9 protein-coding genes are annotated in these 11,680 nt (G+C 68.7%); 5 read left to right on the top strand and 4 right to left on the bottom strand.

Annotation, left to right across the window (positions count from 1 at the left end; all coding sequences use genetic code 11):
- The first annotated feature begins 161 nt into the window (after window positions 1-161).
- A complete protein-coding gene (locus GWG54_RS07300; protein WP_167937147.1) occupies window positions 162-1,745 on the top strand; it encodes an ATP-binding protein in 1,584 nt (527 codons plus the stop codon).
- A gap of 6 nt (window positions 1,746-1,751) precedes the next feature.
- Here the strand turns inward: GWG54_RS07300 and GWG54_RS07295 are convergent, their stop codons facing one another.
- Complete coding sequence (locus tag GWG54_RS07295) at window positions 1,752-2,843, bottom strand: DegT/DnrJ/EryC1/StrS family aminotransferase (protein ID WP_167937146.1); 1,092 nt, start codon at window positions 2,841-2,843, stop codon at window positions 1,752-1,754.
- Between the two features lie 237 nt (window positions 2,844-3,080).
- Here GWG54_RS07295 and GWG54_RS07290 point away from each other — a divergent pair, with 237 nt between their 5' ends.
- Complete coding sequence (locus tag GWG54_RS07290) at window positions 3,081-4,706, top strand: alkaline phosphatase family protein (RefSeq protein ID WP_167937145.1); 1,626 nt, start codon at window positions 3,081-3,083, stop codon at window positions 4,704-4,706.
- Entirely contained in the window at window positions 4,703-5,713 is a 1,011-nt protein-coding gene (locus tag GWG54_RS07285) for a GNAT family N-acetyltransferase (RefSeq protein WP_167937144.1), read from the top strand. Before GWG54_RS07290 ends, GWG54_RS07285 begins: the two co-directional genes overlap by 4 nt.
- A 33-nt stretch (window positions 5,714-5,746) precedes the next feature.
- Here GWG54_RS07285 and GWG54_RS07280 read toward each other — a convergent pair whose 3' ends face one another.
- The gene (locus GWG54_RS07280; protein ID WP_167937143.1) at window positions 5,747-5,989 is read right to left on the bottom strand and encodes a MarR family transcriptional regulator; all 243 of its coding nucleotides are present in this window, start codon (window positions 5,987-5,989) and stop codon (window positions 5,747-5,749) included.
- A 249-nt stretch (window positions 5,990-6,238) separates the two neighbouring features.
- Here GWG54_RS07280 and glmM point away from each other — a divergent pair, with 249 nt between their 5' ends.
- Complete coding sequence (glmM, locus tag GWG54_RS07275; RefSeq protein ID WP_167937142.1) at window positions 6,239-7,573, top strand: phosphoglucosamine mutase; 1,335 nt, start codon at window positions 6,239-6,241, stop codon at window positions 7,571-7,573.
- 40 nt (window positions 7,574-7,613) lie between these two features.
- Here glmM and GWG54_RS07270 read toward each other — a convergent pair whose 3' ends face one another.
- Window positions 7,614-7,823: a hypothetical protein gene (locus GWG54_RS07270; RefSeq protein ID WP_008425417.1), complete on the bottom strand. Its 210-nt coding sequence runs from the start codon at window positions 7,821-7,823 to the stop codon at window positions 7,614-7,616.
- 379 nt (window positions 7,824-8,202) lie between these two features.
- Here GWG54_RS07270 and glmU point away from each other — a divergent pair, with 379 nt between their 5' ends.
- The gene (glmU, locus tag GWG54_RS07265) at window positions 8,203-9,384 is read left to right on the top strand and encodes a bifunctional sugar-1-phosphate nucleotidylyltransferase/acetyltransferase (RefSeq protein ID WP_167937141.1); all 1,182 of its coding nucleotides are present in this window, start codon (window positions 8,203-8,205) and stop codon (window positions 9,382-9,384) included.
- A gap of 27 nt (window positions 9,385-9,411) precedes the next feature.
- On the opposite strand, the gene glmS is transcribed toward glmU, so the two are convergent.
- On the bottom strand, window positions 9,412-11,226 hold the full coding sequence (gene glmS, locus GWG54_RS07260; protein ID WP_167937140.1) for a glutamine--fructose-6-phosphate transaminase (isomerizing): 1,815 nt from the start codon (window positions 11,224-11,226) through the stop codon (window positions 9,412-9,414).
- Between the last annotated feature and the right edge of the window lie 454 nt (window positions 11,227-11,680).

The raw sequence follows: 11,680 nt of genomic DNA, 5'->3' as shown, positions 1-11,680 counted from the left end.
CGAAGCGCCCGTGAGCAGAGAGTGGTGAGCGAGCCCTGCGAGCGAACCCGACGAGAAAAAGGTACGTCTGCACTCTCTACGTAACACGTGAAGAAAGTATTCAAGGTCTCGCATTCGAACAGGGAGACAATGAGCGAGTCGCGTCCGCGGGTGGTCGGTCGGTGAGCGACCAGCGGGAGGTCCTCGTCGGCGAGACCGCCGACGGCACGGAGCTGACGCTGCCGGTGATCGAGCTGCTGACGGGTCGCGGATTCGCGACCGGGAAGAGCGGTTCGGGGAAGTCGAACACAGCGTCGGTGATCGCCGAGGAGCTGCTCGAGGCGGGCTTTCCCCTGCTGATCGTCGACACCGACGGCGAGTACTACGGGCTGAAAGAGGAATACGAGATGCTCCACGCCGGCGCCGACGAGGAGTGCGACGTCCAGATCGGTCCCGAACACGCCGAGCAGATGGCCACGCTGGCCTTAGAGGAAAACGTCCCGATCATCCTGGACGTCTCGGGCTACCTCGAGGAGGACGCGGCCGACGAGCTGTTGCGGGAGGTCGCCCGCCAGCTGTTCGTCAAGGAGAAGAAACTCAAGAAACCCTTCCTGCTGGTCGTCGAGGAGGTCCACGAGTACATCCCCGAGGGCGGGGGCGTCGGCGAGACGGGGAACCTGCTGATCAAGATCGGCAAGCGCGGGCGCAAGCACGGGCTCGGCATTCTGGGGATCAGCCAGCGCCCTGCGGACGTCAAGAAGGACTTCATCACGCAGGCCAACTGGCTGGTCTGGCACCGCCTGACCTGGGACAACGACACGAAGGTCGTCGGGCGGATCATCGACACCGAGTACGCACAACGGGTGTCCGACCTCGACGACGGCCAGGCGTTCGTCCAGACCGACTGGACCGAGACCGACGTCCGGAAGGTCCAGTTCCGGCGCAAGCGGACCTTCGACGCCGGCGCGACCCCCGGTCTCGAGGAGTTCGAACGGCCCGATCTCAAGTCCGTCTCCGATACGCTCGTCGGAGATCTTCAGGAGATCTCCGAGCGCGAACGGCGGGAAGCAGACCGGATCGACGAACTCGAGGCCGAACTCGAGAAACGCGAGCAGCGAATCGCGACCCTCGAGGACGAACTCGAGTCCGCGCGGGACATCTCGACGGCGGCCCAGCAGCTGGCCGACGCCGTCGCCGGGGTCGGGACGGCCCAGACCCAGCTGCCCGGAAACGACGAGGAGCGCCGCCGGCTCCACCAGGAGGTCGTCGATCTCGAGGCCGACCTCGAGGACCGCGAGGAGCGCATCGAGGAGCTGACCGAACGGGTCGCCGACAGGACCGACGAGCGGGATCGGCTGCGCGAGGAAGTCCGGCGGCTCCGCGAGCGCGTCGCCGAACTCGAGGACGCCGAGGGTCGGGAGTTCAGCTACGCCGAGGACGACGAGCCCGACTCGATCCCTGGAGACCGGGGGCTCGACGCGGGCGGGCTCCTCGAGGACGGCCCGGTCGCCGACTCCCTCGAGCGCGCCTGCGACGGCTCGCTGTGCTCGCTCGAGACCGGCGAGCGGGTCCTCGAGACGCTGGCTCGCGAGGGGCCGCTCGCGACCGAGACGCTGGCGACGCGGGTCGATCGCTCGACCATCGCCGTCCAGAGTCTCGTCTCGGAGCTCCGAACGCGGTCCGTGCTCGAGCGTACCGCGGACGGCGCCTACGGGCTCGCGGAGGGCGTTCGACCGACGGCGCCGGAGCCGTCCGACCGGAGCTGAACGGAGCTATCGGGCCTCGAGCCCGCCAGCTTCGGGCCGTCGGCGGATCGGGACGACGACGACTTCCTCGGCCAGCCGTCTCGCGGTCGCGTAGGCCGGGTCGGCGCGAACGGGGCCGGCGAGTCGCGGCCAGGTGTGCGCGCCGGCGACCCCCGCAGCCTCGAGGTCGTCGAGCAACCGCTCCGGCGCCGAGGTTCGGACGGGGACCGCCTGGGGACAGATCCCCGCCGAAAGCTCCGGCCGAAGGAGCTGGAGCCCGTCACGCGCCGAGAGGTATCGGAGCCATTCGCGGTAGCGGGTCCGCCGCTCGGTCCGGATCGCGTCCGGGTCGGCCGCCTCGAGGAGCCGGACGGAGAGTTTCGACATCGGACGCTTGCCGGCCTCGTAGCGGGCGGACGCGCTGGGCGGGGCGGAGCCGTCGCGTCGGCTCGCCAGCAGCGTCTCGGCCGAGCGACGCAACCGGGTGTTCGACTCGAGCGCGCCGGTCGCAACCGCCTTCGCGAGGAACAGCCAGTCGGAGCCGTCGAAGCGCTCGCGGACGCCGGCGATCGCGGACGGCTCGAACCGCTCGCGGACCGCGTCACCGCTGCAGTACAGCAGGGCGCCGTCCGGAACCGCGAGCAGCTTCCGCAGGCTCGTGATCCCGAGGTCGCCTCGCGTCCCGAGCAGCGTCCCGTCGGCGACGCTGAGCGGGGCGTGGGCGTTGTCTTCGACGTGGTAGCAGTCGCGGTCCGCGAGCAGCGAGGCGAATCCCGCGAGGCGCGGCTGGGGGAAGCCGAAGTAGTCGACCGAGACGGCGGCGACCGTCCCGTCGTCGAGGCGGCGCTCGAGGTCGGCCAGGTCGGGTCCGAGGTCGGGCCGGACCCGGTAGTACCGCGGCTCGAGGCCGAGCTCGTACAGCGGTTCGGCGACGCCGTCGGGGAGGTAGGCCGGAAGGAGGACCGACCCGGTGCCGTCGGCGATCGCCGCGAGCCCGTCCCGAAGGGCGGCCTTCCCGGACCCGTAGCGGGTGAGGTGGGCATGGCGGCGCTCGAGGGCGGAGAGGACGCCGTCCGACCCCGGGGACGTAAGCGCCCGAACGAGCAGCGACGGTCCCACGGTTCACTCCCCGCTGGCGGACCGGTCGACGGTCGGCGTCGGCGGAACGATCATGCTGAATCGAGTACCGGAGCGACGGGAATAACCGTATCGGCGGTACGGCGGCGCTTCGGGCTGCAAGTGCCGCTTACAGTCGACCAGCGACGGGACGATGACGCCGCGAAGGTGACGGCAGCGACCGCCTACAGCTCGCCCAGCGGTTGCATAACAAAGCCCGGACGGGCACAGCAGTCGCCCATGGATGGTTCGAACGACGGAGACGGTCTCCGACTACTCGTCATCGGGCTCGACGCCGGCTGTCGGCCGATCCTCGAGCCGCTGTTCGAGGCGGGGGTGACGCCGACGCTGCGTGGGCTGTTCGAGGCGGGCACGAACGGCCCCCTCGAGTCCCAGATCCCGCCCTGGACGGCCAGCGCCTGGCCGTCGCTGTACACCGGGAAAAACCCCGGCAAGCACGGGGTTTTCGACTTCCTTTCCTTCGAGGGTTACGACTGGACCGTCGTCAACGCGACCCACGTCCGCGAACGACCCGTCTGGGAGCTGTTGAGCGATCACGGGCTCTCGAGCGTCGTCGTCAACCTCCCCGTCACCCACCCCGCCCGGGAGTTCGACGGGGCCTTGATCCCGGGGATGACCGCGCCCGAAGAGCCCGACTGCCACCCCGAAGGGATCCTCGAGGACGTCGAGAAGGCCTGCGGGGAGTACCGGATCTACCCCCAGAACGGGGCCGAGCCCGCGGCGTCGATCGCGGCCTACGAGCGAGTGATCGAGCTGCGAGGGCAGGCGTTTCGGTACCTCTGTCGGCGCTTCGAGCCCGACTTCGGCTTCCTGCAGTTCCAGCAGACCGACTCGGTCTTCCACGAGCGAAACGGGGAAAAGCGCGCGGTCGAGGCCGTCTACCGCGAGGTCGACCGACAGATCGAGGCGACGATCGAGCGCCACGACCCCGAGAACGTCCTGGTCGTCAGCGACCACGGGATGGGGCGGGTCTCGGGTCACGAGTTCCGGCTCAACGAGCACCTCCGGGAGGAGGGGTTGCTCGCGGCACGTCGGGGCGGCGAGGGGATGCCCGACTGGTCGCGAGCCTGGGAGAACGACCTGCTCGCCGGCGAGGACGCCGCCGACCACGAGGCCGGCCCGATCGAGCGGGCGCTGAACGCCGCCGCGACGGTCGGGCTGACGACCCAGCGGGTCGCCGCCGCGCTGGATCTGGTCGGGCTCGCGGAGCCGATCGGCAGCCGCGTCCCCAACGACCTGCTCCGGGCGGCCAGCACCCAGGTCGACTTTCCGGCGTCGCGGGCCTACGTTCGCTCGAAGAGCGAGCTCGGAGTTCGGATCAACCTCGAGGGCCGCGAGCCGAACGGTCGAGTGCCGCCCGCGGAGTACGAGTCGGTCCGGACCGAACTCATCGAGGACCTGTCGGCAGTGCGAACCCCCGACGGGGAGCCGATGTTCGAGACCGTCGCACCCCGGGAACGGTACTTCAGCGGTCCGCACCTCGATAACGGGCCGGATATCGTCACCGTTCCCGCGGGGTTCGACAACGCGATCGTCGGCGACCTTGACCGTCCCCGGTTCGGCGAGCCCATGGAGCCCTGGAACCACAAGCGAACCGGGGTCGTCGCCGCCGCGGGGCCGGCGTTCGACGAGTCGGCCGCCCTCGAGGGAGCGACGATCTTCGATATCGCGCCGACGATCTGCTCGCTGTTCGACGTGCCGATCGACGCCGACATGGACGGCACCGCCCTGCCGATCGTCGAGGAAAGCGCCGTCGCCGACTACCCCGACTACGAGCCGACGGCGGTCGCGGCCACCGACGACGGCGCCGTCGAGGAACGCCTCTCGGATCTCGGGTACCTATGAGTATCGACGTTACCGTCCTCGATCCGATCGCGGACGCCGACGAGTGGAACCGATACGTCGAACGTTCCGACGGGACGAACCCCTTCAGCCGGGCCGAGGCGGTCCGGCTGCAGGCCGCGGACACTGACACGACCCCCCACCTGCTGGCCGGATTCAAGGGCCAGGAGGCCGTCGGCATCTTCCCGGTCTTCGAGTACGCGAAGGGGCCGATCACGGGCGCGTTCTCGCCCGCGCCGCGGGCGTGGTCGTGTTACCTCGGGCCGTCGGCGCTGAACGTCGATAAACTCAAACAGCGCAAGGCCGACAGGCGAATCCAGCGCTTTCTCGAGGGCTGTTTCGAGTGGATCGACCGCGAGATTGCCCCGCAGTACTCCAAGTTCGTCGTCGCCGAGTTCGAGGACGTCCGCCCGTTCGTCTGGAACGAGTACGACGTCGAGCCGGGGTACACCTACGTCGTCGACCTCGAGGGCAGCGAGGACGACCTGCTCGATCGCTTCAGTAGCGACGCCCGGAACAACGTTCGCAACGCCGACCCCGACGCCTACGTCGTCGAGGAGGGCGACAACGACGACGTCGAGCGGATCGTCGACCAGGTCGCCGCCCGCTACGAGAGCCAGGGCCGATCGTTCCAGCTGAACCCCGAGTTCGCCCGGGCGGTCCACCGCGAACTTCCCGACGGCGCGATCCGCCCCTACGTCTGTCGGGTCGACGGGGAGTTCGTCGGGGGCATCCTGGTCGTCGAGTCGCAAACGACCCGGTACCGCTGGCAGGGCGGGGTGAAACCCGATACCGACGTCGACCTCCCGATCAACGACCTGCTCGACTGGCACGTGATGCGCGACGGGCTGGAGACGGGACTGGATCGCTACGATCTCGTCGGGGCCGGCGTCCCGAGCATCAACCGCTACAAGGCGAAGTTCAACCCGCGACTCGAGACCAACTACACGATCACGGCGGGCTCGTTCGGGCTCGACCTGCTGATCGATCGCTACCGGAAACTCCGGTAGGGAGTCCGAACCGCCGTTTCGCTTCCGAAACGGCTAGTCCGAAATCCAGTACGTCGACCGCCTGGCGTCGGCGAGGCAGGCCCGGCTGTCAACGACGTCGCGGTCCGCGAGCGTCCCCAGCGCGTGTCTGACGGTTCGGGGACAGAGCCGCGACTCGGCAGCGATCTCCGCCTGGGTCATCGCGCCCTCGTACTCGAGCACCTTGTAGACGAGCTTCGAGCTGGGCGGCAGCTCCGAGACGACGGCCTCGACACCGTCGGACTCGAGTCCGCTCATCGGCGGTCGCGTCCGTCGACGGTCGTCTCGGAGCGTCCGATGCGAGTCCGTTTCCGATCGGCTGAGCGTGATCCCATTACGTCCGGAGCGCCACCGAACGGACCTATATACGACGGCGACGGTTCACGCGGATAGGGGGTGACTACCGAACCGAACCCGAGTTCGAGCGCTGACGGTCGGTCCCGAAGCCCTCATCCCGGTCTCCGGAAGTCGACACATATTAACTCCGGGCCCGCCGTCACGAACTGTATGTTCGGGACCAGTGGTATCCGTGGAACCGTCGGAACGGACGTGACGGCCGCGCTCGCGCTGTCGGTCGGCCGCGCGGTCGCCTCCGACGGCTACGAGCGCGTCGTCGTCGGGCGGGACGTCCGTGACAGCGGGCGCACCCTCGTCGACGCGATCGCCGCGGGACTCCAGGAGTGTGGCGCCGACGTCCTCGAGGTCGGCGTCGAGGCGACCCCGACGGTCGCCCGATCGATCGAGCACCTCGACGCCGACGCGGGAATCGTCGTTACGGCCTCGCACAACCCCGAGACCGACAACGGGATCAAGCTCTGGACGCCCTCCGGCAAGGCCTTCGGCCCCGAGAAGCGCGAATCGATCGCCCGCCGCGTCGGCGAGGGCGACTACGAGCTGGCCGACTGGGACGGCCAGGGTCGGCGGGAGCGCCGCGACCGCGTCCGCGAGTACCACGCGAACGCGCTGGCGGACGCGGTCGAGCTCGGCGACCCCCTCGAGGTGGTCGTCGACGTCGGCAACGGCGCCGGCGCCGTGACCGCGGCGGTCCTCGCCGACCTGGGCTGTACGGTCCGGACGCTGAACGGCCAGCCCGACGGCTCGTTCCCGGGCCGACCCAGCGAGCCCAACCGGGAGACCCTGGGCACGCTCATGACCGTCCTCGCGGAGACCGACGCCGACCTGGGCATCGCCCACGACGGCGACGCCGATCGCATGATGGCCGTCGACGAAACCGGGGAGTTCGTGCCGAAGGACGCGCTGCTGGCGCTGTTCGCGCGCAACGCCGCCGGCGAGGGCGACCGGGTCGCCGCCCCCGTGGACACAAGCCTGGCGGTCGACGACGCGCTGGCCGCCGTCGGCGCCTCCCTGACTCGAACGCAGGTCGGCGACGTCTACGTCGCCGAACGGACCACCGAGGACGACGTCGTCTTCGGAGGCGAACCCAGCGGGGCCTGGATCTGGCCGACCGAGACCCGCTGTCCGGACGGCCCGCTTGCGGCCTGCAAGCTCGCCGAACTGGTCTCGAGCGAGGGGCCGCTCTCGGAGCTGGCCGCCGAGATCGAGCGCTACCCGATCCGGCGGACGTCGATCGAGGTCGAGGCGAAGGAAGCCGTGATGGAAGCGGTCGAGGCGACCGTCGAGGAGGAGTACGCCGAGGTCGACACCCTCGACGGCGTCCGGGTCGAGACCGACGCCGGCTGGTTCCTGCTCCGCGCGAGCGGAACCGAGCCGGTCGTCAGGGTGACCGCGGAGGCGCGTTCGGAAACCGACGCGGATTCGGTGTTCGCGACCGCGACGGGGATCGTCGAGCGGGCGACCGAGGCGACGAACGCGCTCGAATAAGAGACAGCGGACGAACCGTCAGCGGGGCGGGTCGGGGGAGCTATCGTCGTTCCTCGGGAATGAAATCGGACGTCTTCATCTCTCGGTACGTCGCACACTCGGGGCAGGCGTGGACGACGTCCCGGTTGTCGCCGAAAACGCGAGCGAACTGCCGTGTCACCTGGTTGTCGCAGTTGATACACCGCGGCGAGGTCGTTTGCTTCCCGGACGACATCGGCGTCCACTTCACGTCGGTTGGTTCCGTCGACATCACCAGCGGCTAATCACAGAGCGGTATTTAATATAGGCAGCATAACGATCGAAGTGAAATTTAGTCCCGTATTTCGTGGTCGATACCCCCCTCGAGGGGGATCGAGAGGGGGTGTTCCGATATCGACGGCGTCGCGCGCTGCAACCGCAGAAATTACACATTTCTGAACAGTAATGGGCCGGTTAACGAGGCATAAACACCGTTCTCGATCGTTGGAGTTGACGGACGATCGGCGTTTTCGGGCGGTTCTCGGAGTCTCCCGTCGAAGCCGTCGATCGGTCCGATCGATTCCGCCATTCGGGGGGCCGAATCGGCCAAACGAACCACCAAACGATTATCGGCCGTATATTAATCGGGGGGATCGAACAATGCGATCGTAATGAAAGCTGTCGTGCTTGCAGCCGGAGAAGGGACGCGGATCCGACCGCTTTCCTCATCAGTGCCGAAACCGATGTTGCCCGTCGCGGATCGTCCGCTCGCCGCTCACACCGTCGACGCCGTGATCGACGCCGGCGCCGACGAGGTGGTCCTCGTCGTCGGCTACGAGGCCGACACCGTCGAGGACTACTTCGGCGAGGAGCACCGCGGCGTCCCCATCTCCTATGCGATCCAGGAGGAGCAGGCGGGGACGGCCCACGCCGTCAACGCCGCCAGCGACCACCTCGAGGGACCCTTCGCCGTGCTCAACGGCGACAACCTCTACGACCAGGCGGCGATCGACCGGCTCTTCGAGGAGTGTCCGGCCGTCTGCGCGATCGAGGTCGAGGATCCGCGCAACTACGGCGTGCTCAGCACGACCGACGGCGCCGTCACCGACATCGTCGAGAAACCGTCGGATCCGCCGACGAACCTCGCGAACGCGGGCGCCTACGCGTTCCCCGAGGAGGCGATCGAGTGGCTCGACGTTCCCGCCAGCGAGCGGGGCGAACACGAGATCACCGACGTCCTCGCGCAGGTGGTCGATCGGTTTACCGTCACGCCCGTCACCCTCGAGCGATGGATGGACGTCGGTCGCCCCTGGGAGCTGCTCGAGGCCAACGAGTGGAAACTCGGCGAACTCGAGGGCCGCGTTGCGGGCGAGGTCAGCGAGGACGCCCACCTCGAGGGATCGGTCGTCGTCGAGGAGGGCGCGACGGTCAAACCCGGTGTCGTGATCGAAGGGCCCGCGCTGATCCGCTCGGGCGCGACGGTCGGTCCGAACGCCTACGTTCGCGGTGCGACCCTGATCGACGAGGGCGCGAAGGTCGGCAACGCCGTCGAGGTGAAAAACAGCGTCCTCTCGCGGGGCGCGACGGCCGGCCACCTCTCCTATATCGGCGACAGCGTCCTCGGCCGCGACGTCAACTTTGGGGCGGGGACGACCGTCGCGAACCTCCGTCACGACGGCGACGCCGTGCGGTTCACGGTCAAGGGCGATCGGGTGTCGACGAACCGCCGGAAGTTCGGCGTCGTCGTCGGCGACGACGCCAAGACCGGGATCAACACGAGTCTGACTCCCGGGCTGAAACTTGATACGGGAGCGACGACGGCGCCCGGCGAGGTCGTCGAGCGGGATCGATAAGCGGGCGAGCGACGGCCCCGTCGATCCCTACTCGACGGTGACGCTTTTCGCGAGGTTCCGCGGCTTGTCGATCGGTCGGCCGAGCAGGTCGGCCGCGTGATAGGAGACCAACTGGAGCTGGACGTTCGCGAGCAGGCCGGCGAGCGCCGGATCGGTGTCAGGAATCTTGAGGTGGGCGTCGGCGATTCCGCAGGCCGGGTGGCCGTCCGGGCAGACGGCGACCAGCGGCGCGCCGCGGGTCTGGGCCTCCTCGGCGTTGTTCAGCGTCTTCTCGTCCTCTCGGCCCGTGAAGACGGCGAACACTGGCGTTTCCGGGGTCACGAGCGCCAGCGGCCCGTGTTTGAGCTCGCCCGCGGCGAACCCCTCGGCGTGCTCGTAGGTGATCTCCTTGAACTTCAGGGCGCCCTCGAGGGCGACCGGGTACGCCAGCCCGCGGCCGATGAAGAAGTACGACCGACTGCTGCGATACCGGTTGGCGATCGCCGCGGCGTCGGAGGACTCGAGGACGGTCTCGACCGCGTCGGGCAGAGCGGCCAGATCCGGGAGCAACGCGTCGAGCTCGGCCGGGGGCTCGCCCCGACGGTCGGCGGCGATCCGTCGGGCCAGCAGGACGAGCATCGCGGCCTGCGAGGAGAACGTCTTGGTCGCGGCGACGCCGATCTCTGGCCCCGCGCGGATGAACAGCGCCTCGTCGGCCTCGCGGGCCGCGGTCGAGCCGACGACGTTCGTGACCGTCACCGTCTCGGCGCCGTCGGCGTTCGCCCGTCGCAGCGCCGTCAGCGTGTCGGCGGTCTCCCCGCTCTGGGTGACCGCGATCACGACCGTCCCGTCGTCGATCGGCGGCGCGGTGGCGTCGTACTCGTTGGCCAGCAGCGCGGTCGCCCGAACCCCGGACCGGTTGAGCGCGATCGCGCCGTACAGCGCCGCGTGGTAGGAGGTGCCACAGGCCACGAGCTGCACGTTCGAGACGTCGGCGAACGCGCCCGACTCGAAGTCAGCCAGTGCGGTCCGCCCGTTCTCGGGATCGATCCGTCCCTCGAGCGCCTGTGCGAGCGACGTCGGCTGCTCGTGGATCTCCTTGAGCATGAAGTGGCCGTACTCGCCCTTTCCCGCCTCCTCGGGGTCCCACTCGACGGTTTCGGGTTCGCGGTCCACGGGCGCTCCCGCGAGGTCGGTGAACTCGACGCCGTCTGCGTCGACGATGACGACGTCGCCGTCCCGGAGGTAGACGACGCTGTCGGTGTACTCGAGGAAGGCGGGGACGTCGCTCGCGAGGAAGTACTCGTCGTCCTCGATCCCGACGACCAGCGGCGACCCCTGGCGAGCCGCGTAGAGGACGTGCTCGCCCGAGAACATCGCCGTGATCGCGTAGCTCCCCTCGAGGTCGGCGATCGCCTCCCGGAAGGCGGTCTCGGTGTCGGCGCCGCCGTCGAGGTAGGACTGGATGAGGTGGGGAACGACCTCGGTGTCGGTGTCGCTGGTGAACTCGTAGCCCGCCGCCCGCAGCTCCGCACGGAGGTCGGCGTAGTTCTCGATGATGCCGTTGTGAACGACCGCGACGTCCTCGGTGGCGTCGGTGTGCGGGTGGGCGTTCTCGTCGGTCGGGGGCCCGTGGGTGCTCCAGCGGGTGTGTCCGATCCCGACCTGTCCCTCGATCGAGTCGCCCTCGATCGAGTCGATCAGCGCCTCGACCTTCCCGGAGCGCTTCTCGACGTCGATCCCCGCGCCGTTCTGGACCGCGACGCCCGCCGAGTCGTAGCCCCGGTACTCGAGGTTCTCCAGTCCGGTCAGCAGCGGCTCGAGGGCGTTCCCGTCGCCGACGCGGCCGATGATTCCACACATCGTCGGATCACCGCCCCTCGCCGGAGTCGCTCGGACGGCCCGACGGTGCGTCGGTCGGACGGTCGTCCGTGGACGGCGGACCGGGCTGTTCGTCCGCGGAAACTGTTCGACAGAACGAACGGTGCGTGAACATAGAACACGCTAAGCGCTCCGGCGCTCATTACTATAGACGGACTATCGAATCCCGTAGTAGACGGATACTCGGGCCGATTCCTGTAACGAACCGGTCCGGACGAACCGACGGACCGATCGGTCGCAGACGGGAGCGTAGTCGCGGGATACGGCCACGATCCGTTCGGGCCGAAGCGGCACGGACCTGCGAGAAGGGAATCCTTTCAGCGCTGTTGGTCTCCGATAACTGACCGACTGGCCACGTACGGGATCGTTTCTTGAACGTTTGTCCCCCTACACCCGGCCGCTTGATGGCCGGAATCAGGCGTTTTATTATCCATCC

Source organism: Natronococcus sp. JC468, from assembly GCF_012163165.1.
Lineage (GTDB): Archaea > Halobacteriota > Halobacteria > Halobacteriales > Natrialbaceae > Natronococcus > Natronococcus jeotgali.
This window is presented reverse-complemented; position numbering and strand designations above follow the sequence as displayed.

What these genes read in the sequence shown, in the direction of transcription:
- glmS (WP_167937140.1), bottom strand. Translation starts at nt 11,226, where the DNA reads ATGTGTGGAATCATCGGCCGCGTCGGCGACGGGAACGCCCTCGAGCCG.
- glmM (WP_167937142.1), top strand. Translation starts at nt 6,239, where the DNA reads ATGTTCGGGACCAGTGGTATCCGTGGAACCGTCGGAACGGACGTGACG.
- GWG54_RS07290 (WP_167937145.1), top strand. Translation starts at nt 3,081, where the DNA reads ATGGATGGTTCGAACGACGGAGACGGTCTCCGACTACTCGTCATCGGG.
- GWG54_RS07270 (WP_008425417.1), bottom strand. Translation starts at nt 7,823, where the DNA reads ATGTCGACGGAACCAACCGACGTGAAGTGGACGCCGATGTCGTCCGGG.
- glmU (WP_167937141.1), top strand. Translation starts at nt 8,203, where the DNA reads ATGAAAGCTGTCGTGCTTGCAGCCGGAGAAGGGACGCGGATCCGACCG.
- GWG54_RS07285 (WP_167937144.1), top strand. Translation starts at nt 4,703, where the DNA reads ATGAGTATCGACGTTACCGTCCTCGATCCGATCGCGGACGCCGACGAG.
- GWG54_RS07280 (WP_167937143.1), bottom strand. Translation starts at nt 5,989, where the DNA reads ATGAGCGGACTCGAGTCCGACGGTGTCGAGGCCGTCGTCTCGGAGCTG.